This window comes from Pseudescherichia sp. (assembly GCF_031987975.1).
GTDB lineage: Bacteria > Pseudomonadota > Gammaproteobacteria > Enterobacterales > Enterobacteriaceae > Pseudescherichia.
In genome coordinates this window covers 18381-42400 of sequence record NZ_DALZYX010000003.1, presented here as the reverse complement: position 1 = coordinate 42400, position 24020 = coordinate 18381, and the positions used below count along the sequence as shown (strand labels likewise).

At 59.7% G+C, this 24020-nt stretch carries 14 protein-coding genes; 7 read left to right on the top strand and 7 right to left on the bottom strand.

The window, feature by feature from the left end; translation table 11 throughout:
• Positions 1 to 226, bottom strand: a 226-nt coding sequence (locus RTN40_RS05995; protein ID WP_312227678.1) for a hypothetical protein, incomplete at its 3' end; no start/stop codon positions are given.
• Between the two features lie 10 nt (positions 227 to 236).
• On the opposite strand from RTN40_RS05995, the gene RTN40_RS05990 reads away from it, so the two are divergent.
• From RTN40_RS05990 to RTN40_RS05975, 4 genes are all read left to right on the top strand, one after another.
• Positions 237 to 11810, top strand: coding sequence for an Ig-like domain-containing protein (locus RTN40_RS05990; RefSeq protein WP_312227677.1), 11574 nt, complete (start codon positions 237 to 239; stop codon positions 11808 to 11810).
• A gap of 134 nt (positions 11811 to 11944) precedes the next feature.
• Positions 11945 to 13234, top strand: a complete 1290-nt coding sequence (locus tag RTN40_RS05985; protein ID WP_312227676.1) for a TolC family outer membrane protein — start codon at positions 11945 to 11947, stop codon at positions 13232 to 13234.
• 23 nt (positions 13235 to 13257) lie between these two features.
• Positions 13258 to 15390, top strand: a complete 2133-nt coding sequence (locus RTN40_RS05980; RefSeq protein WP_312227675.1) for a type I secretion system permease/ATPase — start codon at positions 13258 to 13260, stop codon at positions 15388 to 15390.
• A gap of 10 nt (positions 15391 to 15400) precedes the next feature.
• The gene (locus RTN40_RS05975) at positions 15401 to 16570 is read left to right on the top strand and encodes an HlyD family efflux transporter periplasmic adaptor subunit (RefSeq protein WP_312227674.1); all 1170 of its coding nucleotides are present in this window, start codon (positions 15401 to 15403) and stop codon (positions 16568 to 16570) included.
• 60 nt (positions 16571 to 16630) lie between these two features.
• Here the strand turns inward: RTN40_RS05975 and smpB are convergent, their stop codons facing one another.
• Positions 16631 to 17113: an SsrA-binding protein SmpB gene (gene smpB, locus RTN40_RS05970; RefSeq protein WP_312227673.1), complete on the bottom strand. Its 483-nt coding sequence runs from the start codon at positions 17111 to 17113 to the stop codon at positions 16631 to 16633.
• 154 nt (positions 17114 to 17267) lie between these two features.
• On the opposite strand from smpB, the gene RTN40_RS05965 reads away from it, so the two are divergent.
• Together RTN40_RS05965 and RTN40_RS05960 are read left to right on the top strand one after the other, a co-directional pair.
• A complete protein-coding gene (locus RTN40_RS05965; RefSeq protein WP_312227672.1) occupies positions 17268 to 17705 on the top strand; it encodes a type II toxin-antitoxin system RatA family toxin in 438 nt (145 codons plus the stop codon).
• Complete coding sequence (locus tag RTN40_RS05960; protein ID WP_312227671.1) at positions 17695 to 17985, top strand: RnfH family protein; 291 nt, start codon at positions 17695 to 17697, stop codon at positions 17983 to 17985. Before RTN40_RS05965 ends, RTN40_RS05960 begins: the two co-directional genes overlap by 11 nt.
• Positions 17986 to 18045: 60 nt before the next feature.
• Here the strand turns inward: RTN40_RS05960 and bamE are convergent, their stop codons facing one another.
• The 3 genes from bamE to nadK all read right to left on the bottom strand — a co-directional run bounded on the left by bamE (position 18046) and on the right by nadK (position 21148).
• Positions 18046 to 18384, bottom strand: coding sequence for an outer membrane protein assembly factor BamE (bamE, locus tag RTN40_RS05955; RefSeq protein WP_238081059.1), 339 nt, complete (start codon positions 18382 to 18384; stop codon positions 18046 to 18048).
• A gap of 137 nt (positions 18385 to 18521) precedes the next feature.
• Positions 18522 to 20183 (bottom strand): DNA repair protein RecN, encoded by a 1662-nt coding sequence (gene recN / locus RTN40_RS05950; RefSeq protein ID WP_312227670.1) that lies wholly within the window; start codon positions 20181 to 20183, stop codon positions 18522 to 18524.
• An 86-nt stretch (positions 20184 to 20269) separates the two neighbouring features.
• Positions 20270 to 21148 carry an NAD(+) kinase gene (nadK, locus tag RTN40_RS05945; RefSeq protein WP_312227669.1) on the bottom strand — a complete coding sequence of 293 codons (879 nt, stop codon included), beginning with the start codon at positions 21146 to 21148 and terminating at the stop codon, positions 20270 to 20272.
• A 121-nt stretch (positions 21149 to 21269) separates the two neighbouring features.
• Here nadK and grpE point away from each other — a divergent pair, with 121 nt between their 5' ends.
• The gene (gene grpE, locus RTN40_RS05940; RefSeq protein ID WP_312227668.1) at positions 21270 to 21863 is read left to right on the top strand and encodes a nucleotide exchange factor GrpE; all 594 of its coding nucleotides are present in this window, start codon (positions 21270 to 21272) and stop codon (positions 21861 to 21863) included.
• Positions 21864 to 21903: 40 nt separating this feature from the next.
• Here grpE and RTN40_RS05935 read toward each other — a convergent pair whose 3' ends face one another.
• Both RTN40_RS05935 and RTN40_RS05930 read right to left on the bottom strand, forming a co-directional pair.
• Positions 21904 to 23190 (bottom strand): HlyC/CorC family transporter, encoded by a 1287-nt coding sequence (locus RTN40_RS05935; protein WP_312227667.1) that lies wholly within the window; start codon positions 23188 to 23190, stop codon positions 21904 to 21906.
• A gap of 30 nt (positions 23191 to 23220) precedes the next feature.
• Positions 23221 to 24012, bottom strand: a complete 792-nt coding sequence (locus RTN40_RS05930) for an inner membrane protein YpjD (protein ID WP_312227666.1) — start codon at positions 24010 to 24012, stop codon at positions 23221 to 23223.
• Positions 24013 to 24020: the final 8 nt, after the last annotated feature.

The window sequence follows — 24020 nt, the reverse complement described above, 5'->3', positions numbered from 1 at the left end:
CGGATGATGGCGGTACCGCGCCACCGGATGATGGCGGTACTACGCCACCGGATGATGGCGGTACCACACCGCCGGACGATGGTGGCACCACACCACCGGACGATGGCGGCACCACGCCACCGGATGATGGCGGTACCACGCCACCGGACGATGGCGGCACCACGCCGCCGGACGATGGTGAGGAGCCTACTCCGCCAGTCTCAACGCTGTGGGTCGCTCCGCTCACTGGCGATAATATGCTGAATCAGCAAGAGGTCAGCGCTAATCAGGTATTGAGCGGAGGCACCGAGGCAGAGAATGCCGGAAGTCAGATTACCGTTACCGTTGAACAATACACCTGGACCACTCAGGTCAACGCTGATGGCAGCTGGAACCTTGAAATGCCCGCTGACATTCTTCAATCTCTGCCGCAGGGCCTGCGGGTGTTAAACGTGGTATTGATTGATAGCGAAGGTCGAAATGTTACCACTTCCATGGATCTCTGGGTCGATACCATCCCGCCCGCGCTCCAGCTAACGCCTTTCGTACCAAACGACATTTTGGATCTCTCCCAGCTGGACTCTGCCAAGATCGTTCGCGGTTTTTCCTCTAGCGAGGATCAGGGCAGCGTAGTGACGGTAACGCTGAACGATAAAAGCTACTCCACTACGGTTGATAGCCTTGGCCGCTGGCAGTTGAGCATTCCACAGGCCGATATTCAACAGTTGCAGGATGGCCAGCCCTATACCGTGGAGTATCAGATTGCCGATCGGGCAGGTAACGTGACAACGGCGCAAGCTGACTTCACTACCAACTTCACCAGCCCACAGGTGATTGTCGATCCCTTAACGGGAGATAACGTTCTTAATACCGCTGAACTGTTGCTGAGCCAGACGCTCTCCGGACAAACCGTGAATATCCCGGCGGGGCAGCTTGTCACTATCACCCTCGGCAATAAGACCTACTATGCGGAGGTGATGGGCGACGGTAGCTGGAAAACTATTCTGCCGTCGGGCGATCTCTCTTCGCTGGCACAGGGGGATAATGCCCTTACCGTCTCGGTAAACGACGCCAACGGTAATCCGGTAGTGCGTACCGACACCATCAGCGTTGATGGCTCTCAGACTGGCATCGCCATTGCTATCCTCTCAACCGACGACTACCTGAACGCCGGCGAGGCGCAAAGCCCGCTGGAGGTGCGTGGTGTGACGACGGTCACCGGGCCTGACGTCAATATCGTCGTGCGCTTTAACGGCAAAGAGTATGCCGTTACCGCCATTGATGCCGCAGGTAACTGGAGCGTACAGATCCCATCAGCGGATCTGCTGCTGCTGCCGGATGGTCCTAACACCGTCGAGGCAGTCGTCACTCAGGGATCACAGGCGGCAGGCGATACCCATACGCTAAACGTACAGATCCACTACCTGCCTATACCAACTATCGATGCGCCGTTTGGTGATGGCTACCTTAACAGCGTGGAGAAAGGGCAGGATCAGGTCCTGAGCGGTAACACCGGCGTCTCCGGCAGCGGGCAGAACGTCAGCGTGCAGCTGGCGGGAAATACCTATCAGGCGCTGGTGGACGGCGATGGCAACTGGCGCGTAACCGTTCCGGCCAGTGATATGCAGGCGATCCCGGATGGGCTGCTAACCATTAACGTTAACGCCAGCGATGCCGCGGGCAACAGCTCCCCGCTGACCAGCACCGCGCAGGTTGATACTACCCTGCCTGCGCTCAGCCTGCTGCCGCTGACAGCGGATGGCAAACTCAACGGTCAGGAGCTGGGTCAGGATCAGGTTCTGAGCGGTATCAGCTCGGCAGCCGAGCGCGGCCAGCCGGTCACCATCACCCTGAACGGCAACACCTACACCACCACCGTTGGAACAGATGGTAACTGGCAGCTGCCGCTCCCGGCAGCGGACCTGTTGCAGCTGAGCCAGGGCAGTTATCCACTGACGGTAACGCTGACCGATGCGGCGGGTAACACCCAGACCGTCACGCAAAATATTGATGTAAAAACTGCTCTGCCAGTGCTTAACGTCCAGGCACTGACCGACGGTAACGATCTGGACGCGGCAGAGCTTAAGGTCGATCAGATCCTACAGGGAACGGTGACTAATGCCGAGCCGGGCAGCGTGATCGTCGTTATCCTCGGGTCAGGTAGCTATCAGGGCACGGTAGATGCAGGCGGCAGCTGGCGCGTCACTCTGCCCGCCGTGGAGCTGCAAAAGCTTCCGGACGGTATTAACACCCTTAACGTCAGCGTGACCGACGGCTATGGCCAGACGACCTCGGTTAATCAAAGCTTTACTGTGGATACCACCACCGATGCGGTAGCAATAAACATTATCGCTAGCGATGACTATCTGAACTTTGATGAGGCGGGTAACGATCTGGTTATCAACGGTAACAGCGCCGGGCTGCCGGTAGATACCGTTGTCACTGTAACGCTCAATGGTCAAACCTACACGGGGACTATTGGTGCGAACGGTGCATGGCAGGTCACGGTAGGATCCGCCGATCTGCTGGCGTTGCAGGATGGCCCTGCCGTGGTCACGGCCACTGCCACAGGTCCTGACGGCGTCGTTATCGACAGTCATATCTTTACGGTAATGATTAACGATCTGCCGCAGGCGGTGGTCAATACACCGTTTGGTGACGGCGTGGTGAACCTTGTTGAGTCAGGGCTGGATCAGTTCGTCACCGGCAATACCGGCGTCACGGGGCCGGGCCAGACAGTTATCGCTACCCTTAACGGCCAGCAGTACGTTGGTACCGTTGCCACGGACGGTAGCTGGTCAGTTGTCCTGCCTGCCGGGGCATTGACTATCCTGCCAGACGGCGCTGCCTCATTTGACGTAACGGTGGCTGATGCCGCAGGCAATGACGCCTCACAGACCATCCCGTTCACCGTTGATAAGCTGCCGCCTGAGGTGACCGTCCAGCCTATCAACGGCACGGATACGCTCAACGCCACGGAGGTGCAGAGCAACCAGGCTATCAATATTACCTCGCCAGACGCAGCTCAGGTTGTTGTGAATGTGAACGGTACGGGCTACACGGCATTGCCGGGTGTAACGCCGGGCAGCTGGGTGGTGACGTTGCCTGCCGGGGCACTGGCTTCGCTGCCGGACGGGCAGGTTGCTTATACCGTGTCCGTGACCGATGCGGCAGGCAACACCATAACCGTTACCCGGGAGGTTAGCCTTGATGCCACGCCGCCGAACGTAGTGGTCGATCCGGTTACCCGTGACAACGTGCTCGATCCTGCCGAGCTGGCAAACGGCTTTACCCTGACCGGTAGAACCGTACCTGCCGAGCCGGGTGCCACGGTGGCGCTTACCGTGAACGGCCAGCCGCTCAGCGGCGTGGTTAACGCCGACGGCAGCTGGGCGATACCGGTTCCGGCTACGGCCTTGAGCGATCTTGCCGATGGCCCTCAGCAGCTCACGGTGACGGTAACCGACAGCGCGGGCAATGCCTCCGCGCCAGTGACCGTTGACTTCGCCGTAGACTCTACCGCCAGCGCGCTGCTCATTAACCCGGTCGAAGGGGATAACGCCATTAGCCTGGCGGATATCAGCGACGGGATCACCATCAGCGGCTCCTCGGCGCGTATTCCTGAAGGCACTCCGGTCACCGTGACCCTTAACGGGCAGCAGTATCAGGGCGTGGTAAATGCTGGCGGTTTCTGGACCGTGACCGTACCCAATGCCGCTGCCGCACTGATTAGCGACGGAACGGCAACCGTGACCGTCTCTTCAGTCGATGTGAATAGCTTACCGCTCTCCAGTGAGCAGCAGTTCCTGATCGTTACCCAGCAGCTGCCCGTGGCGACGATCAATACGCCGTTTGGCGACGGCACCATCAACGCCCTGGAAGCGGCGGCAGGTGGTGCGCTGACCGGGACCACCGGCAGCAGAGGAGCAGGCCAGAGCGTGAGCGTTCAGCTGGACAACGGCGCGCCGATAAGCGGTACGGTGGATGCCAACGGTAACTGGACGCTGCCGCTGACCCCGACGCAAATCGGTCTGCTGGCTCAGGGATCGCATACGGTGACGGTCACCGTTGCCGATGCGGCGGGTAATCAGAACACGCAGACCGCACCGCTGAACGTTGATACCGTGCCGCCACTGCTGACTATCAATGGTGTGACGGCAGATAACATCGTCAACGGCAGCGAAGCCAGCGGAGCCATTGTTATCAGCGGCACCGGCGGGCCATACGATGCGCAGAACGTGCAGGCGGTGATCGTGCTGGTTAACGGCCAGAACTATGATGCGATCCTTCAGCCGGACGGGACCTGGAGCATTACGCTGCCAGCGGGGGCGCTGGCTAACGTTGCCGATGGTCCGGTAGCAATCTCGGCCAGGATCACCGATCCGGCGGGCAATACGACGACTGTCCCAGGCAGCTTTACCCTCGATGCATCACCGTTGAATGCCCCACTGATTGCGGTGAATACCGTGGCGGCGGATAACTATGTTAATGCTCTGGAGGCGCAAAGTCCGCTGACCATCGGCGGCACGACCACCCGCGTGGAGGAGGGGCAAACGGTCTCCGTTACCCTGAACGGCCAGACCTACACGACCAACGTTGCGGCAGACGGCAGCTGGACGCTGGATATCCTGCCGGAAGTGCTGGCGGCAGTGGCCGACGGGACACAAACCATCAGCGTGCAGGTGAGCGATCGCTCTGGCAACGTGGCGACCGGCGCACAAAACGTGATCTTTGCCGCCACGCCGGCGTCTCAGCCGACGCTGACCGTCAATACCGTGGCGCAGGATGACATCATTAATATCCAGGAGCAGGGTCGTGAGCTGTTAATTAGCGGATCCTCGACCAATCTGGCGGCGGGAACGGTGGTCAGCGCCACCTTTAACGACGTGACCTATAGCGCCACCATTGGCAGCAATGGTACCTGGCAGTTTGTCGTGCCACAGACGGCGGTGCAGGCGTTAACTGACGGAAACACCTATACCGTTACCGCCACGGCGGTGGATGCTGCCCAAAACGGAGCGCAGGCGACCCATTCCGTTAGTATCGATCTGACCCCGCCGCTGCTTACCGTGCAGACGGCAGGCACCTTCCTTGAAGATGGCCGGGTCAATATTGCCGAGTCGCTGCTGGATCAAACCCTCACCGGGACCGGTACGCCGGGCCTGACGGTGCTGCTGCCCATTAACGGCAAAACCATTGCAGCAGTCATTGACGATAACGGTGGCTGGAGCATGATTATTCCGGCGGCGGATTTACAGTCGCTGCCGCAGGGCACCTCCCAGCTAAACTTCAGCGTCACCGATCCGCAGGGTAATGTTCAGCCTGTGCCGGTGCCGATTAATGTTAACACCCAGAATGCCCCAGCCATTACGCTCAACCCTGTCTTTGGCGATAACATTGCTAGCTCGAATGAGCTGGCGGCGGGTACCACGCTGACCGGGACGGTTAGCGGCCTGCCAGCAGGCACACAGGTCACCGTCACTATTGGTACCCAAAGCTTCCTCGGCACCGTCAACGGTACTACCTGGGCCGTAACGGTTCCTGGAGAGGCAATACAGGTCCAGGCGAACAGCATCCTGCCTATTACGGTTACGGCGCTGGATACCTTTGGTAATCCGGCCACGGCCAGCGGCAGCCTCGATGCAGTACGCTTTGGACCTGCGGCAGAGCTGCCGCTAGCGCTGTTTGGTGATGGCTACCTCAACCAGCAGGAGGCCAATACCGGCGCGCAAATTACCGGCTCTACCGGCCAGGCCGGGCCAAACCAGCAGGTAAGGATCGTAGTGGATGGCCTACAGGAGTTTGTCGGTACCGTAGACGTCAACGGTAACTGGACGGTGCCGCTAACGCCGCAGCAGCTCAACGGCTTGCTTGACGGCACCCATGCCATGACGGTGATCCTTACCGACCGGGCGGGTAACGTCTCTACCTCGCCAGCGCAGGAGTTTATTGTCCGCACCGATGCGCTGGCGCCGCCAACGCTGAATACTGCCTTTACCGACGGCATCCTGAACTTCGCCGAGACGCAGGCTGACTCGGCGCTTACCGGTTCAACGGGCGTGCCCGCAGGGCAGGTGGGCAGCGTGCTGGTCAGCGTCAACAACGGTCCGGCCGTCGCTGCGACGGTAGACGGGGCGACCTGGACGCTGCCGCTGACGGCAGCACAGCTGCAGGCGCTGCCGGATGGCGTCCTGAGCGTAAACATTATTGTTACCGATGTTGCCGGTAACCAAATTACCGGGCAGGGCAGCTTTGAGGCGATTGTTGATGCCCTGCCGCAGGCGCAGTTTGTTACGCCGTTTGGCGATGGCACGCTGAACTTCACCGAGTCGCAGAGCGATCAGGTGCTGCGCGGCAATACCGGTGTCACCGGGCCGGGGCAGACGGTCAGCGTCACGTTAAGCACGGGGCAGACCTATACCGAGGTGGTGCAGGAGAACGGCGACTGGATCATCACCCTGCCAGCTGACGATCTGCAAGACCTGGCAAATAACACCACGCCAACCTTTGAGGTCACCGTCAGGGATCGGGCTGGCAATACCGATACCGATGCGGGCAGCTTCCAGGTACGTACCTCGCTGCCAGCGCCAATTGCTGATCCGCTGTTTGGCGATAACGTTCTCAACATCGCCGAGGCGGCTGGCGCAGCGCAAATCACCGGCTCTACCCAGGTGCTTGGGCCTAACCAGTTTGTGACGATTCGGGTCGATGTTAACGGCACGCCGTATACCGCTACCGTGCTGGAGGATGGCACCTGGACCATTAACCTGCCAGCAGGCTCGCTGCAGTCGCTGGCCCAGGGGCCACACACGCTGGTGATCTATGCAGAGGATCAGTTCGGCAACAGCGCTACCGTTCCGGTGCCATACCAGGTGGCACTGACCCCGCCGAACGTGACCCTTACTACGCCGCTGTTTGGCGATAACGTGGTTAACGTTGATGAGGCGAGCGGCACGAATACCCTCGCTGGCAGCTTTACCTCGCCTTACCCGGTGGGAACGCAGGTTAACGTGACGGTGGGCGGCAAGCTCTTTGCTAACGTGCCGGTAGAAGGTACGACGTGGTCCCTGACGCTGAGCGATGCTGACTGGGATGGGGTCGCACGCGGGGATCAAAGCGTGCAGGTCACGGTGATTGACGGGGCGGGCAACACAAATAGCACCAGCGCACCGGTCACTATCCTGATCGATCAGCCGGGACTGGTGGTTACAACGCCGTTTGCGGGCGATAACGTGCTGACCTACGACGAGAGCCAGACGGTACAGACCATTGCCGGGACCTCAACTAACCTGGAAGCCGGGTCGCCGCTGCAGGTTACCTTCCCGAACGGGCGTACTTTCACCACTACCATTCAGGCGGACGGCAGCTGGACGCTACAGCTCACGCCTGCGGATATGGCTGGGCTGACGGCGGGCAATATCACCGTTCAGGCCACGGATCGTGCTGGCAACCTGGTATCGATCGATGGCGGTACGTTGACGGTCGATCTCACCCCGCCGCCAGCCTTCCTGACGCTGGACGTGATTGCGGGCGATAACCTTGTTAACGCCAGCGAGTTTGCTACCGATACCCTGCCAATCAGTGGCCGGGCAACTAACGTGACGGGAACAGTTAACGTCGTGCTGGATGGAACCGTGATTGGCACAGCGACCATTGCACCAGATGGCAGCTGGGCCTTTAACGTGCCACGCGCGCTGCTGGGTGACGGACCACATACCCTTGGCGTCGAGAGCGTAACAACCCCAGGCTTTACCGCAGCGCAGGCGTTTGTCGTCGATACCCTTGCGCCGACCATCACGTTGAACAGCTTTGCCGGTGACAACATCGTCAATATTGATGAGAAAGGGCTAAGCCAGACCATCAGCGGTACCGCCAGCGAACCTGGCCGCGACGTGCAGGTGACCCTCAACGGTAAAACCTACTATGCGACGGTCAATCCTCAGGGCGAATGGGCAGTCACCGTTCCGCAGAGCGACGTCGCGGGGCTGGCCGACGGTACCTATCCGCTGACCGCCACCATTACCGATGCGGCAGGCAACCCGCAAAGTACCACCCAGCCAATAACGGTCGATGCCAGCGCGCCGCTGCTCTACGTTGACGCGCTGGGCATTCCAGCGGTGCTCAATACCGTCAGCGCTGCATCGGGTCTGCTGCTACAGGGAACCGGCGATCCGGGTAACGAGGTGACCATTCAGCTTGGGCCTATCAGTTGGACCGGGCAGGTCGATGCGCAGGGGAACTGGCGCTATGACTTCCCAAATATCGATTTCTCTACCCTGACCGATGGCGCGCAGGTGATCAGCATCACTTCACGGGATAGCGCGGGTAACGTCTCCACCAACAACGTCGCGCTGAACGTGGCGCTCAACCCGACGCTGGGCGTGCTCTTTGACTCGCTCTTCTTCGGCGATGGCATCCTGAACGTGGCCGAGTCGCTGGTCACCCAGACCCTGACGGGACAGGTTAGCGGCGACTACCGCGGGGCGCGGGTCAACCTGACGCTGGTGGGGACGGATGTCACCATCAACGATCTGCTGGTCGGCCCGGATGGCCGCTTCTCCGTCAACCTGCCGCCGACCCTGTGGCAGGGACTGCTCACCGACACCCTGGCGTTGCAGTTTGATGTGATCGATGCCAACGGCAATACCCGTCAGGAAATTGTCGATGTTGGCCTGGCGCTGACCGACCTGCCGGTGGTAGGCGATATCCTGATGACGGCGGACAACGTGCTCAACAGCGTGGAGAGCGGCGTTGCCCAGACCCTGACCGGTACGCTTAATAACGCGGCAAACGTCACGGAAATGGTGGTTAATTTCGGCGGCCAGGCGATCAATGCGGTTGTGGATACCGTCACCGGCACCTGGTCTGCGGTACTGCCAGATACGCTGCTTAATACTCTGCCGGATGGTCAGGCGAGCGTGGGCCTGGCGATCACCGATGCCTTTGGCAACGTGGTCAACACCAGCGCCAGCTTTAACGTTGCCCGTGCCCTGCCGACCATCGGACTCGATCCGCTGTTTAGTGACGGTGTACTGAGCATTCCTGAACTGCTGGGTGCGGCGTTGAGCGGCACCTCAACCCGTCTGGCCGGACAGCAGCTGACTATCCAGATCGGTGATGCAGAGGCCTTTACCACTAACGTTGACGGCAGCGGCCGCTGGGCCGTGAACCTGCCGGCAACGGTTCAGGCTCTGCTACAGGGAATTGGCACTGGGGACGTACCGATTACCATCAGCGCGCTCGACCAGTACGGTAACCCGGCGAGCCAGACCGCGCTGATCAAGGTGGATCTGGTCGCGCCGGTACTCAATAGCCTGGCAGTATTTACCGACAACGTGCTCAACGTAGCCGGCTCGCTGCTGAACCAGACCATCAGCGGCGTCGTGGGCAACGCCCCGGTAGGCTCCCGCGTCGAAGTGCAGGTGGCAGGTAAAACTTTCCTGGGTGCAGTGGACGCGGGCGGGGCGTTCTCTATTAATCTGGCACCATCCGATCTGACCGGCCTGCTGGACGGCGTATTCCAGCCGCAGGTAACCATTGTCACTCCGGATGGCAACACCGCACAGATTGCCGCCCCGGTCGAAGTGCGGGTAGGGCTGGCGAATCTGCCGACGGTAGCAATCAATACCCTGTTCGGTAACGATGGTTACATCAACCTTGCCGATCTGGGGGTGGCGCAGACCATCAGCGGTACGGCGGCGGGCCTCGCTTCCGGGGTCGTTAACCTGAGCGTGGCGGGCCAGAGCTTCGTCGGCAACGTGGTTGATGGCGTCTGGTCGGTGACGGTACCGGCAGGTGCATTAGCGGGCAGCGTAGTCAACGGCGCGCTCAACGTCACCGCCAGCGTCGTGGATACCGTCGGTAACGTGGTGACCGGCAACCAGGTGGTAAACGCCATCGTGCAGAACCTGCCAACCCTGGGCCTGAACCCGCTGTTTGGCAACGGTACGCTGGATCTCGGCGATCTGCTCTCCACGCCGCTGCTGTCGGGGACCAGTACCAACCTTGCTGTGGGTACGGTCGTTGACGTCAATATCGGTCCGCTGAGCCTGACCACTACCGTTGGGGCAAACGGTACCTGGCAGCTGCCGGTTCCGGCGCTATCGCTGCAAGGGCTGGCAGATGGCCTGCTGCAGGTTACCGCCACCGCCCGCGACGTGGCGGGTAACGTTGCCTCCACGGCGCAGGATCTGACGGTCGCCATTCAGCAGGCACCGTCGCTGCTGATCAACACCCTGTTCGGCGGCAACGGTCTGAACGCGGCGGAGATCCTCAGCGCGCAGGTGATTACCGGGACCAGTACCAACGCAGCCGGTTCGCTGGTCAACGTCTCTCTTGGCGGTAAAACCTACCAGTCAACGGTGGCGGCCAACGGCAACTGGTCCGTTTCGGTACCGAAAACCGATCTCGCGGCGCTGCTGGACGGGACGCTGACGGTCAACGCCAGCCTGGTCAACCCGGCAGGGAAGAACGCGACCGCCACCTCGCTGCTGGATGTGATCACCCACAACCTGCCGACTATCTCGCTGACCTCGCTGTTTGGTAACGACGGCTACCTCAACATTAACGAGGCGGCGTCGGGCCAGGTCATCGGCGGCAAAATTGGCGGTGTTCCGGCAGGCGCGTCGGTTGTCGTTACCCTTGGCGGGACGCCGATCAACGCTCTCGTCGACGCGGCGGGCAACTGGACGGCCACGGTCAGCAACTCGGTGCTGCAAAACCTCGCCACCGGCGCGCTGAAAGTGGGCGTAGCGGTAACCGACCGGGTAGGGAATACCACGGCAACCGAGGCGGACGTTAGCGTCAAGCTGACCCAGCCGACGCTGGCAATTAACCCGGTTACCAACCTGCTGGGCTTACTGGGTGGCGTGCTTACCGGCCTGCTCGGCTCGGCGAAGCTGACCATTAGCGGGACCTCGAATAACCTCGGTCAGGGGGCGCTGGTACACCTCAACCTGCTCAATCTTGCGCAGGCGACGGCAATAACCGGTGCAGATGGCCGCTGGTCAACTACGCTTGATGTAGGGCTTGATTTAGCAAGGATTTTATCGCTAAGCACCGTCCTCAATCTCTATGCAGCAGATGCTGCTGGTAACGTGGGATACCTGAACGTTGGCCTCAACGGTAGCAACCCCACCACCACACCGCCAGTCGGGACGCAAACTCTGGCAGCCGAAGCCACCAGCTTCTCGCTGCTGGCAGCCAGTGCGGTAGAGAGCAGCGATACCACTCAACAGACCACGGAGGAGAGCAGCACAGCGCCTGCTGCCGTGAGTCGCGTTGCGGCGACCAGTAGTGAGGAGAGTACCACTGACGCCAGCGCCCAGAGCGCATCGGCTGACGATGCCTTCACCATTGGCGGACTGAGCATCACGCTGGCTGACGGGACGCAGGAGAGCGGTGAGAGCGTGCAGGGTAGCGAGGGTAACGACACGATCCATCTCTCAACGCTGGGCTTTATCGATATTAACGGTGGTGCGGGGACCGATACCCTGGTGCTCGATGGCGTCAATATGATCCTTAACCTTATTGATGCCGCGAGCCGCGTCCACAGCATCGAGATTATCGACCTTGGTAAATCCGGTACTAACAGCCTGACGCTCGATCTGAACGAAGCGCTGACGGTAACCGATAAGCCGGAAGACGATCTGGTGATTAAAGGCAGCAACGGCGACCAGGTGAACCTGGTGCATGGGGCGAACGACATCTGGGCCATCAGCGGACAGCGCGAAGTGGACGGGATGCAGTTCGATGTCTATCACAACAGTGCACAAAACACGACGTTAGGCGATGTGCTGGTCCAGCAAGGGCTGCACGTCAATATGGTATAGCGTTATCCCTGTCATTTATGCCTCAGGGATGAGGCATAAAAGATTATAAAAATATCACCAGGGACAGTCAGGGTGGATAGATGAAAGCAAAGGCATTATATGTAGTTTTGCTGGCCGTGCTCGGAGCGAGCGTGATGACCTCAGCATATGGAGAAGAGCAGTTTAACTGGCAGGCCGCACCCGGAGAGCAGCTCCAGGCGCAGCTAACCATCAAAGAAGCGATTTTACGTGCCTTCGCCCGCAACCCCAAAATTGCCCAGGCGGCGGCGCAGATCCATGTAGGAAAGGCCAACCTCGACGAAGCGGAGAGCGCCTGGTTTCCACAGATATCCCTGCAGGGTAACGTTGGGCGTTCGCACCGCAATGACTCGGCAGGCTCCCTCAATAACAACGGCTCCGGCGGCGTCAGCCTCAAGCAGCTAATCTACGACTTTGGCAAAACCGGCGGCAGCATCGATGAGCAACATAACCTCTCCGACGCCTATCGCTACGATCTCTATAACTCCCTCAACGAGGTAGGGATGGAGACGCTGCAAACCTATCTACAGGTTAAACGCTACCAGGCGCTGGCCGAGGCGGCGCGCAAAAATATTGTCTCACTGCAGAGCGTGCAGGAGATGGCCGATCTGCGCGCCGAGGCCGGATTAAGCTCTCAGTCCGACGTGTTGCAGGCGCAGACGCGCATTGCCGGGCTGAACGCCTCCCTCGCCCAGTACGAGGCGCAGACCCGCTCCGCCCAGGCGGCGCTGAGCGTGCTCACCGGCGTGATGTCGGACACGCTCCCCGATCTGCCTGAAGATCTGATGAAGCAGAAAATTACCCTTAATTCGCTCCCCTACGAACGCAGCAATGCGGTGCGCAGCGCCCAGGCGAGGCAGCTGGCGGCGGACGATCGCATTCGCCAGGCCCAGGCCCAGCACTGGCCGACGGTTTCGGTGCAGGCGGGCAGGACGCGCTATCAGAACGATGACGATAGCTACTGGGATGACCAGGTGCAGCTGGTAGTGGATGCACCGATCTACCAGGGCGGGGCCGTCGGCGCGCGCGTTGATGCCGCCGAAGGGGACAGGGCCAGCGCCCGGGCGCAGGTGGAGGCCAGCAAGCTGGAGATCAACCAGCGCGCCGCCACCGCGTGGGCCGACCTCACCGGGGCGCAGCAGCGTCAGCGGGCAGGGGATGCGCAGTACCTGAGCGCCGATCGCGCCCGTGGGGTCTATCGCGATGAGTATCGCCTGAGCAAGCGCAGCCTTAACGATCTGCTCAGCATTGAGCAGGATGTATTTCAGGCCGATACCGCGTCGATTACCGCCCGCTACGACGCCTGGGACGCTGCGGTCCGCTATGCGGCCGCCGCGGATAATCTATTGGATATGTTAGGCATTGAGCGTAGCCGCACCATCGGCGATACCCTGCCATCACTTTAAGCGCTAACGGCCAAGGAGTAGTTATGCAACAGCCTGATACCGAGAGCTGGATCAATGTCATGGTGCGTGCGGCGGGGCGGTTTGGCCTGCCGGCGGACGCGCCTGCCGTACGCCAGCAGATGCGCTGGTTTGAGAGTTTGCCGCTTAACGCGCGGCTGGAGAGATTAAGCGGCCTGATGGGACTCCAGGTACGCGTGGTAGAGCTGGAGAAGATGCGCTGGAACGCGCAAAACCTGCCGGTCATCGTCCAACTGGAGTCCGGCGAGCTGATGCTGCTGGAGACTATCGACGCCGACGGACTGGTGGCCTACTGGCTCAGCGAGGGGGGCGATCTGGTGCGCGAGGAGGCGCTGGAGACGCTGCTGACCCGCGTCAAGCCGGAGGTAGTGATGCTCGGCATCGCCGCCCGGGGGCGCGACTCCCGTATCGATGACTTTACCCGCCCCTGGGAGGAGCATTGGTTCTGGCGGCACTTCCGCCACGCCAAGCGCAAGCTCTCGGAGATCGCTCTCGCCTCGGTGCTGGGCAACGTGCTGGCCCTGGCGGGGATCCTCTTCTCGATGCAGGTCTATGACCGCGTCATTCCCGCTCAGTCGATCCCCACCCTGTGGGTGCTGTTTATCGGCGTGCTGTTCGCCGCCCTGCTGGAGTTTATGATCCGCCTGGCGCGTACCCACGTCTCTGACATCATGGGTAAGCATATCGATCTCAACGTCTCCTCGCTCTTCTTTGCCCGGGCGATGGCGATCAAAAACGATGCCCGACCCAAATCTACCGGCTCGTTCATCTCCCAGCTGCGTGAGATTGACCAGGTGCGCGAGCTGCTCACCTCGACCACCGTCGGCGCGGCGATGGATATCCCGTTTGTACTGCTGTTCCTCGGTATCATGGCGCTGGTGGGCGGCCCGCTGGTGATCATCCCCCTGATCGCCATTCCGCTGATCGTGATCCCTGGGATCCTCGTTCAGTGGCCGATGGCGAGGCTGGCGAAAGAGGGGATGCGTGAGAGCGCGATCCGCAACGCGGTGCTGGTGGAGTCCATTGAGGGCGTGGAGGATATTAAAGCTCTACAGGCTGAGCCATATTTTCAGCGTCAGTGGGAGCATACCCATGCCGTGGGGGCTAACATCGGCATGAAGCAGCGCGTGTGGGGAGCACGGCTGAGCGGCTGGGCCTCTACCGTCCAGCAGATCACCTATGCCGGGATGCTGGTCTTCGGCTGCTATCTGGTTATGGAAGGTAACATTACGACCGGTACGCTGGTGGCCTGTAGCCTGCTCTCGTCGCGCACCATCGCGCCGCTGATGCAGCTGACCATGGTCTTCTCCCGCTGGCAGCACGCCAAAATGGCGATGAACGGCCTCGACGATCTGCTCAAGAAACCGCTGGATAAGAGCGCCGATCAGAAAATGGCCCACTGCCCGGTGCTGGCCGGTCACTACCAGGCGCAGAAGGTGCAGTACAGCTACGATCCCGAGAAGGGCGATCAGGCGGTGCAGATCGACGGTCTGGAGATCAAACCCGGCGAGCGGGTGGCGATCCTCGGCAAGACCGGGGCGGGTAAATCGACCCTGCTGAAGCTGCTCTCGGGCCAGGCGCAGGCCAGCAAGGGCAAGGTGATTATCGACGGCGTCGATATGGCGCATATCGATCCCATGGATGTCCGCCGCCAGGTGGGCTATCTCTCCCAGGATTCGCGCCTCTTCTTCGGCACCCTGCGGCAGAATTTGATGCTGGGCCATCCGCACGCCACCGAGGCGGAACTGATCCAGGCCCTGCGCATCAGCGGGGCGATCGGCATGGTGCAGCAGGATGCCGCCAGCCTCGACCGACTGATCAACGAGGGCGGACGTGGCCTCTCCGGCGGTCAGCGGCAAATGGTGCTGCTCAGCCGCCTGATCGTGCGTAACCCGCAGATTGTTTTGCTCGACGAGCCTACGGCCTCAATGGATGAGCAGCTGGAAGCGTGGGTGATCCGCCAGCTCCAGCAGTGGCTCACCGGACGTACCCTGGTGCTGGTGACCCATCGTCCGGCGCTGCTGAACCTGGTAGACCGGATTGTGGTGATGGAGAACGGCAAGGTTATTGCCGATGGGCCGCGCGATACCCTGCTGCAGCAGGCGGCGCGCAACAGCAATGTGGCATCGGTAGCCTGAGGAGCAAGCAATGAGTCAACTGAATATGCAGGACGATCTTGCCCGTCAGGGGCGGTTCTACTCGTCGGTGATCTGGCTGGCGCTGGCGGGGCTACTGATCTTCGTGGCATGGGCATGGTGGGCCATTTTGGATGAGGTCACGGTAGGCACCGGCAAGATCACGCCCTCAAGCCATGCGCAGGTAATCGAGAGCCTCGACGGCGGTATCGTCAGCGCAATGCTGGTGCGCGAGGGGGACATTGTCGAGCGCGGGCAGATGCTGGCTCGTCTCGATCCCACCCGCTTTCAGTCTAACTACGGCGAGTCGGCGGCCCGGGTACGTGCGCTACGGGCCTCCAGCGAGCGCCTGCGCTCGGAGCTGACTGGGGAGCCGCTGCGCTTTAGCGAAGAGTCGATGCGCGATCCGGAGCTGGTGGCGCGTGAGCGGCAGCTGTATGAATCCCGGCGGCGCAACCTGAACGAGACGGTGGCCAACCTGAAGAAAACGTATCAACTGGTGATGTCGGAGCTACGCATGACCCAGCCGCTGGTGGCGAAGGGGGCGGCAAGCGAGGTAGAGGTGATCCGCCTCCAGCGCCAGGCCACCGAGTTGCAGGGTAAGATCGACGAGGCGCGCAACCAGTTTGCAGTACGCGCCCGCGAGGAGCAGGTAAAAACCAACGCCGATCTTGAAGCCCAGATCCAGGCGATGAGCGGTAAGGCGGATCAGGTGGATCGGGCGACGCTCTTCTCCCCGGTGCGCGGCATCGTCAAGGACATTCAGGTGACTACCGTCGGCGGCGTCCTGCAGCCGGGGGGAAAGCTGATGGAGATCGTCCCGCTGGAAGATCAGCTCCTGGTGGAGACGCGCATTAACCCACGGGATATCGCCTATATCCGTCCAGGCCTGCCCGCGACGGTGAAGGTAACGGCCTACGACTCGTCGATCTACGGTAACCTCACCGGTCAGGTAGAGGTGGTGTCGCCGGATACGCTGCAGGATGAGGTGCGTCGGGATCAGTTCTACTACCGTGTCTATGTGCGGACTAAGAGCGCCGAGCTGCAAAACAAGAGTGGCCAGCGCTTCCCGATCCTGCCGGGCATGGTGGCGAACGTAGAGATCAAAACCGGACAGAAATCGGTGATGGACTACCTGATCAAGCCGCTGAACAAGGTCAACGAGGCGCTACGCGAGCGCTAGGTAATCCGCTAGTCGCACACCCTCTCCCCAGCGGAGAGGGAGGTGCTGCAAGCGTAGAGATTAGCGTCCGGCGTTCTTCATAATGCGGGCTTTATCTACCTGCCACTCACGCTCTTTCACATCGGAGCGTTTGTCGTGCTGTTTCTTACCGCGGGCGACGCCGATCTTCACTTTGCACCAGGCATTTTTCCAGTAGAGCGATAGGGCGACAACGGTATAGCCTTCGCGGTTTACGCGGCCATAGAGGGTGTCCAGCTCGCGCTGGTTGAGCAGCAGCTTGCGGTTGCGGGTAGGATCGCAGACGACGTGGCTTGAGGCGACGCTCAGCGGCGTAAAGTTAGCCCCGAACAGGTAAGCCTCGCCCTCAATCAGGATCACATAGCTGTCGCTGATGTTGGCCTTCCCGGCGCGCAGGGACTTCACTTCCCAACCCTGAAGGGACACACCCGCTTCAAACTCTTCTTCGATAAAATATTCGTGACGGGCGCGCTTGTTTAGCGCAATGGTAGCGGAACCCGGTTTATGTGCTTTTTTCTTTGTCATAAGTATCGTAAATCGTCGGTAATCAGCTGTTGAAAAATACCCCATCTATCCTGCGAGGTGTAACGCGTTATATTAGCATGAGTTTGGCTTTGCGTTTTCCTTTCCTGGACAGGAAATGTTATTATTTATGAGGTGTAGACCTCAGGATAACGCTATGCCGCAGATAAGCCGAACTGCTTTAGTGCCTTACAGCGCAGAACAGATGTATCAATTAGTGAACGACGTAAAGTCCTACCCGGAATTTTTGCCAGGCTGTACCGGCAGCCGGGTACTGGAGGCAAGCCCGACGCAGATGACGGCTGCCGTTGATGTCTCAAAGGCGGGCATCAGCAAGACGTTCACCACCCGTAACACGCTTACCAATAACCAAAGCATTCTTATGCAGCTGGTGGATGGTCCCTTTAAGCAGCTGATGGGCGGCTGGCGGTTTACGCCGCTGAGTCCGGATGCCTGCCGCATCGAGTTCAATCTGGACTTTGAGTTCACCAATAAGCTGATTGAGCTGGCCTTTGGTCGCGTCTTTAAAGAGCTGGCCTCAAACATGGTGCAGGCATTTACCCATCGCGCCAAAGAGGTTTACAGTGCCGGGTGACATTCGCGTCGAAGTGGCCTATGCCCTTCCAGAGAAGCAGTACCTGCAGCACGTGACGCTGAGCGAAGGGGCAACGGTGGAGGAGGCGATCAATGCCTCTGGCCTGCTGGAGCTGCGCTCGGATATCGATCTTGCGAAAAACAAGGTGGGTATCTTCAGCCGTCCGGTGAAGCTGGCTGATGCCGTTCAGGACGGTGACCGGGTAGAGATCTATCGCCCGCTGATTGCCGATCCGAAGGAGCTGCGGCGTAAGCGCGCAGAAAAAGCGGACGACGAATAGTTCTTGCTGGCACAAAAAAAGCGCTCACTGAGCGCTTTTTGTTTTTTTACCTGGCGGAACCTAGTTGGTCAGGGCCGGTTTGTTGTCGATGTTGGTCAGCACACCGTTGCTGTTAAAGGTCAGGGTCAGCGTCTGCTGCGTGACATCCTCATGGCCCGGCTGCTGGCGGAACACGTAGAACCAGGTGTTAGTACCAAACGGATCGCTCATCATCGGGGTACCCAGCGCATAGGCAACCTGCTGTTGCGTCATGCCGATACGAATTTTAGAGATGTCGTTAGGTGCCAGATAGTTCCCCTGGTTGATATCTGGGCGGTAAACCACTTTCTCCAGAGTGGAACAGCCTGCAGTCATCATCAGAAGAACCGCTGCGGCAGCAGTCAGCGTTTTACAGCGCATAGTGATTTGATTCCTTTTCGGGCCTGAGCAGTGCACGGCTCATTTGTAATATGCCGATCATAATAGACCTTTTACCACATTAAAATGGTCCAGCGGCGATTTTATGTCTCACTATGACTCTGAATTAGCCGAAAAGTTTAGGCTGCCAGTAGTTCTTTAGCATTAGCCAGCGTGTTGCGGGTGACTTCGCTACCGCCAAGCAGACGTGCCAGCTCCTGCAGTCGCGCTTTTTTATCCAGCGGCTGCATGTGTGTTTCGGTCATCGCGCCATCGGTCTCTTTGCTGACGTAGAAGTGGTGGTGACCACAGCCCGCCACCTGCGGCAGGTGCGTTACGCACATCACCTGCGTGGACTCGCCCAGCTGACGCAGCAGCTTACCGACTACGGCCGCGGTCGGGCCGCTGATACCTACGTCAACCTCATCGAAAATCAGCGCCGGGGTTTCCATCTTACGGGCGGTGATCACCTGAATCGCCAGGGCAATACGCGACAGCTCACCGCCGGAGGCGACCTTCGAGATGGCCTGCATCGGCTGGCCCGGGTTAGTCGTCACGCGGAACTCAATGCGGTCCGCACCTTCCAGCGTCAGGTGACGCTCGTCAAAGCTGACGTCGATATGGAAACGACCGTGCGGCATCGACAGGGCGTGCATGCTCTCGGTGATCAGCCCGCCCAGCTCCTGGGCATACTTCACTCGCTGGTCGTGCAGCTGCTGCGCGGTAGTTAGCGCCTGCTGATGGTGCTTCTTCACCGCCAGGGAGATCGTCTCCTGGGAGTCGGCCTGATCGTCAAGCAGCTGCTGCTCGTCAAGCAGCGCCTGATGATGTGCGGGCAGCTCTTCCGGCGTAACGTGGTGCTTGCGCGCCAGCGAAATCTGCTTCGCGATACGCTGCTCCAGCTCGTAGAGGCGGTTCGGGTCGAGATCGAGACGATCGCAGTAGTGGCGCAGCTCGTCGCTGGCCTCGCTCAGCTGAATAGCGGCCTCTTCCAGCATATCGAGCACGCTGGAGAGCTTGCTGTCCATGCCCACCAGCTCGGTCACCATCTGACGGGCGGTATAGAGCTGGCTCTGGAGGTTGGCGTCGTCGCTGTCGGCGAGCAGCGTCAGGGCGTGCTGGCTAGTGCTCAGCAGCTGGCCGCTGTTGGCGAGACGCTTGTACTCTTCGTCGATGCGCTCAAACTCGCCCGGCTGCGGGCTGAAGTCGTTCAGCTCTTTCAGCTGGTAGTGCAGCAGCTCGGCGCGAGCGCTGCGCTCCTGGCTCAGCTGCTGATGCTGGGCCAGCTCGCGGCAGCTGTGGTTCCACAGGCGGTAGTGCTCTGCCATCTGCTGGGTGAGGGCATACTCACCGGCATAGCCATCGAGCAGGGTCTTCTGATGATCGGATTTGGTCAGCAGCTGGTGCGCATGTTGGCCGTGGATCTGGATAAGAAGCTGGCCCAGCTCGCGCAGCTGCGAGAGCGGTACCGCCGTGCCGTTGATAAAGCCACGAGAGCGACCGTCGCTGCTGATGACGCGACGCAGCAGGCATTCACGGCCATCTTCAAGCTGGTTCTCTTCCAGCCAGCGCTGGGCAGCAGGGGTGTCTTTCAGGGAAAAGCGGGCGCAGAGATCGGCGCGTGCGGCGTCGGTGCGAACCATGTCGGCTTCTGCACGCCCGCCGAGGCACAGCCCGAGCGCATCGATGGCAATGGATTTACCCGCGCCGGTTTCGCCAGTAATGGCGGTCATGCCGCTGTGAAAATCAATTTCCAGCTCGCGAACAATTGCAAAATTACTGATGGTCAGTTGTGCCAGCATAGCCGCTTTCCTGTATGAAAAACCATAACTGTGTTTTCGTACAGTATAAACAGGTTTTATATCCAGTAAAGCACCCGCCGTCGATTTCAGAACAATTTTTTTGACCAGCCGAGCTTGGAACTCAACGTATTAAAGTAACTGTAATCTTTCGGATGGATCAGGTTGAGATGGTAGTCACAGCGGCGAATTAACACATCCTCGCCCTCCTGGATCGGCAGCGCAATCTGGCTGTCGCAGCTGATCTCCAGATCGTTACGCCGGTGGGAGAAACGCAGGCGAATGGTGCTGCTGCTGTTGATCACCAGTGGGCGCGCCGAGAGCGTATGCGGGAACATCGGCACCAGGGTAATGGCGTCCAGCGACGGGGTGAGAATTGGGCCGCCCGCAGACAGCGAGTAGGCCGTGGAGCCGGTAGGGGTGGAGATAATCAGCCCGTCCGAGCGCTGGGAGAAGGCAAACACCTCATCGATATAGACCTCAAACTCGATCATGTGCGCCACCTTGCCCGGATGCAGAACCACCTCATTGATAGCGGTGCTGATCCGCTTCTGGCAGTCGTGCTGGCACACCTGCGCCTCCAGCAAAAAGCGCTTTTCGGCAATGTAGTGTCCTTCAAGCACGTCTGCCAGCTGCTGCTGGGCGTTGTCCGGGTCGAGATCGGTCAGAAAGCCGAGGTTGCCACGGTTGATGCCGATCACCTTGATATCGTACCGCGCCAGGGTGCGCGCCGCGCCGAGCATATTGCCGTCACCGCCGACCACCACCGCCAGATCGGCCTGCTGGCCAATCTCCGCCAGCGTGCCGGTGCGCACGTTGGTAAGCTTTAGCTCCTGGGCAATTTGTTGCTCAACGATAACGTCATATCCCCGGCCGGACAGCCAGCGCCAGAGCATCTCATGTGTGGTCAGCGCCGTAGGGTGACGCGGGTGGCCGACAATCCCAATACACGTGAAATGAGTACTCATTATCTGGAGTCCTTGTGCCGAATGAAAGGTGACAATCTTAAGGCTTCTCTTGAAACCGGAAAACTGATCCCCATAATAAGCGAAGTTAGCGAGATCAATGCAAAAAAACGCGGAGAAATTCATGAGTAGTAAAGAACAGAAAACGCCTGAGGGGCAAGCCCCGGAAGAAATTATCACGGAGCAGCATGAAGAGGTTGAGGCAGTAGAGCCTGACGCTTCTGTTGAGCAGGTGGATCCGCGCGATGAGAAAATTGCGAACCTCGAAGCACAGCTGGTTGAGGCGCAAAATCGCGAGCGTGACGGTGTCCTGCGCATCAAAGCGGAGATGGAAAACCTGCGTCGCCGTACCGAGCTGGACATTGAGAAGGCGCATAAGTTTGCGCTGGAGAAGTTTATCAATGAGCTGCTGCCGGTGATCGATAGCCTGGATCGCGCGCTGGAAGTGGCGGATAAAGCCAACCCAGAGCTGGCACCGATGGTGGAAGGTATTGAGCTGACCATGAAGTCGATGCTGGACGTCGTACGCAAGTTTGGTGTTGACGTGGTTGCCGATACCAACGTGCCGCTGGATCCGAACGTTCACCAGGCGATTGCCATGGTTGAATCTGAAGAGGTTGCGGCAGGGAACGTGCTGGGCGTAATGCAGAAAGGTTATACCCTTAACGGCCGCACCCTACGCGCCGCGATGGTCACCGTCGCGAAAGCGAAGGGCTAAGCCTCCTGTGGTGCCGGGCGCCTTGCCCGGCCTACAGCTTTTACTCTGCCACGCTCTCCCGCAGCGGTTTAACCGGCAGCACCTTCACCTGCTTAATCATGTTGTCCTGCACGTCGAGAATATCGATGTCGTAATGGGCAATACGCACCCGCGTGCCTGCGGCGGGGATCTCCTCTAACGCCTCCAGCAGCATGCCGTTGATGGTGCGCGCCTCCTCTTCCGGCAGCTGCCAGTTAAAGGCTTTATTGAGTTCCCGCACGTTGGCCGTGCCGTCGATAATCACCGAACCGTCGTTCTGCGGGGTGACCTCTTCAGCAAGGGTAGGGGACATCGAGGTGGTAAAGTCGCCAACGATCTCTTCGAGAATATCCTCCACCGTCAGCAGGCCCTGCACGTCGCCGTACTCGTCCACCACCAGCCCCACTTTCTTCTTATTGCGCTGGAATTTCACCAGCTGGACGCTGAGGGGCGTGCCTTCCGGGATATAGTAGATCTCATCCGCCGCCCGGAGGAGCATCTCTTTAGTAAACTCCTGCTTCTCGGTCATCAGGCGATAGGCTTCGCGCACCCGCAGCATACTGATGGTGTCGTCCAGCGATTCGCGGTAGAGCACGATGCGCCCGTGCGGAGAGTGGGTCAGCTGGCGAACAATGGATTTCCAGTCGTCGTTGATGTCGATGCCGACAATCTCGTTGCGCGGCACCATGATGTCGTTAACGCTGACCTTCTCCAGATCCAGCACCGACAGCAGCATATCCTGGTTGCGGCGCGACATCTGCGAGCGAGACTCATGTACGATGGTGCGCAGCTCCTCTTTGCTCAGGGCACCGCTCACCACAACGTCAGCCTTGATGCCGACCATGCGCATCAGCAGGCGGGTCACGGTGTTAAGCAGCCAGACCAGCGGCATCATGACGATCTGTAGCGGCCCGAGCAGAACGCTGCTGGGGAAGGCGACCTTCTCCGGGTAGAGTGCGGCGATGGTTTTTGGCAGTACCTCGGCAAAGACCAGCACCACAAAGGTCAGTACGCCGGTGGCAATGGCCACCCCGGCGTTACCGTAGAGGCGCATCCCGACGATAGTGCCGATAGCGGAGGCGAGGATGTTAACCAGGTTATTGCCGATCAATACCAGGCTGATGAGGCGGTCAGGCTTACGCAGCAGTTTTTCTACGCGCTTTGCTGCGCGGTTGCCCTGCTTCGCCATGTGACGCAGCCGGTAGCGGTTCAGCGTCATCATGCCGGTTTCGGAGCCGGAGAAGTAGGCGGAGATCACCACCATGACGATCAGCGTGATAATCAGCGTGGTGGTGGAGATGTGTTCCAAGAGAGTTCCTTACGTGCTTAACGGGTGTACTTAGCCAGCAAACTGCTGAACAACGCGGCTACCAAAGTAGGCCAGCGTGAGGAGTCCTGCGCCCGCCACGTTAAACCAGACCACTGGGCGGCCGCGCCATCCTTTATGATAGTGCCCCCACAGCAGAACGATATAGACAAACCAGGCAATGATAGAGAGCACCGCCTTGTCGATGTTCTCTATGCTGAACAGATTACGCATATAGAACAGGCCGGTGCAGAGCGTCAGGGTGAGCAGCACCACGCCGATCTGGGTGATGTGGAACATCTTGCGCTCGATGCTCATCAGCGGCGGCATCTCGCTGCTGAAGGCCAGGCGCTTGTTCTTCAGCTGGTAATCGATCCACGCCAGCTGCAGGGCGTACATGGCAGCAATAATCAGCGTCGCATAGGCAAACAGCGACAGGCCAATGTGCACCATCATTCCTGGCGTCGCTTCGAGGTGGGTGATGAACTCATTGGGTACAAAGGTGGCGAAGGCCAGGTTGATCAGCGCGAAGGCGTAGACGATAGGCAGCAGCAGCCAGCCGCGATTCTTCGAGGCTACGATGGTCATGACCGTACAGATCATCAGGCTGACCAGCGAGCCGACGTTGAGCAGGCTCAGGTTTTGTCCCGTATCGCCGTCGGGAAAGATGCGCGCCTCCAGCGCCAGCGCATGGCTTACCAGAGCGATGACCGCAGAGATGATAGCCATCCGCCGCCAGCCGCTGTTTTTTTGCAGCAGGCCGGGAATAATCAGCGCCAGACTGACGGAGTAAGCAATAAGCGCAAGCAGGGCAAAAACGGGCATAGTGATGT

Bases quoted from the DNA above. Each gene is read 5' to 3' on its own strand.
- RTN40_RS05990 (WP_312227677.1), top strand. From the start codon at position 237: ATGCTGAATCAGCAAGAGGTCAGCGCTAATCAGGTATTGAGCGGAGGC.
- RTN40_RS05985 (WP_312227676.1), top strand. From the start codon at position 11,945: ATGACCTCAGCATATGGAGAAGAGCAGTTTAACTGGCAGGCCGCACCC.
- RTN40_RS05980 (WP_312227675.1), top strand. From the start codon at position 13,258: ATGCAACAGCCTGATACCGAGAGCTGGATCAATGTCATGGTGCGTGCG.
- RTN40_RS05975 (WP_312227674.1), top strand. From the start codon at position 15,401: ATGAGTCAACTGAATATGCAGGACGATCTTGCCCGTCAGGGGCGGTTC.
- smpB (WP_312227673.1), bottom strand. From the start codon at position 17,113: ATGACAAAGAAAAAAGCACATAAACCGGGTTCCGCTACCATTGCGCTA.
- RTN40_RS05965 (WP_312227672.1), top strand. From the start codon at position 17,268: ATGCCGCAGATAAGCCGAACTGCTTTAGTGCCTTACAGCGCAGAACAG.
- bamE (WP_238081059.1), bottom strand. From the start codon at position 18,384: ATGCGCTGTAAAACGCTGACTGCTGCCGCAGCGGTTCTTCTGATGATG.
- recN (WP_312227670.1), bottom strand. From the start codon at position 20,183: ATGCTGGCACAACTGACCATCAGTAATTTTGCAATTGTTCGCGAGCTG.
- nadK (WP_312227669.1), bottom strand. From the start codon at position 21,148: ATGAGTACTCATTTCACGTGTATTGGGATTGTCGGCCACCCGCGTCAC.
- grpE (WP_312227668.1), top strand. From the start codon at position 21,270: ATGAGTAGTAAAGAACAGAAAACGCCTGAGGGGCAAGCCCCGGAAGAA.
- RTN40_RS05930 (WP_312227666.1), bottom strand. From the start codon at position 24,012: ATGCCCGTTTTTGCCCTGCTTGCGCTTATTGCTTACTCCGTCAGTCTG.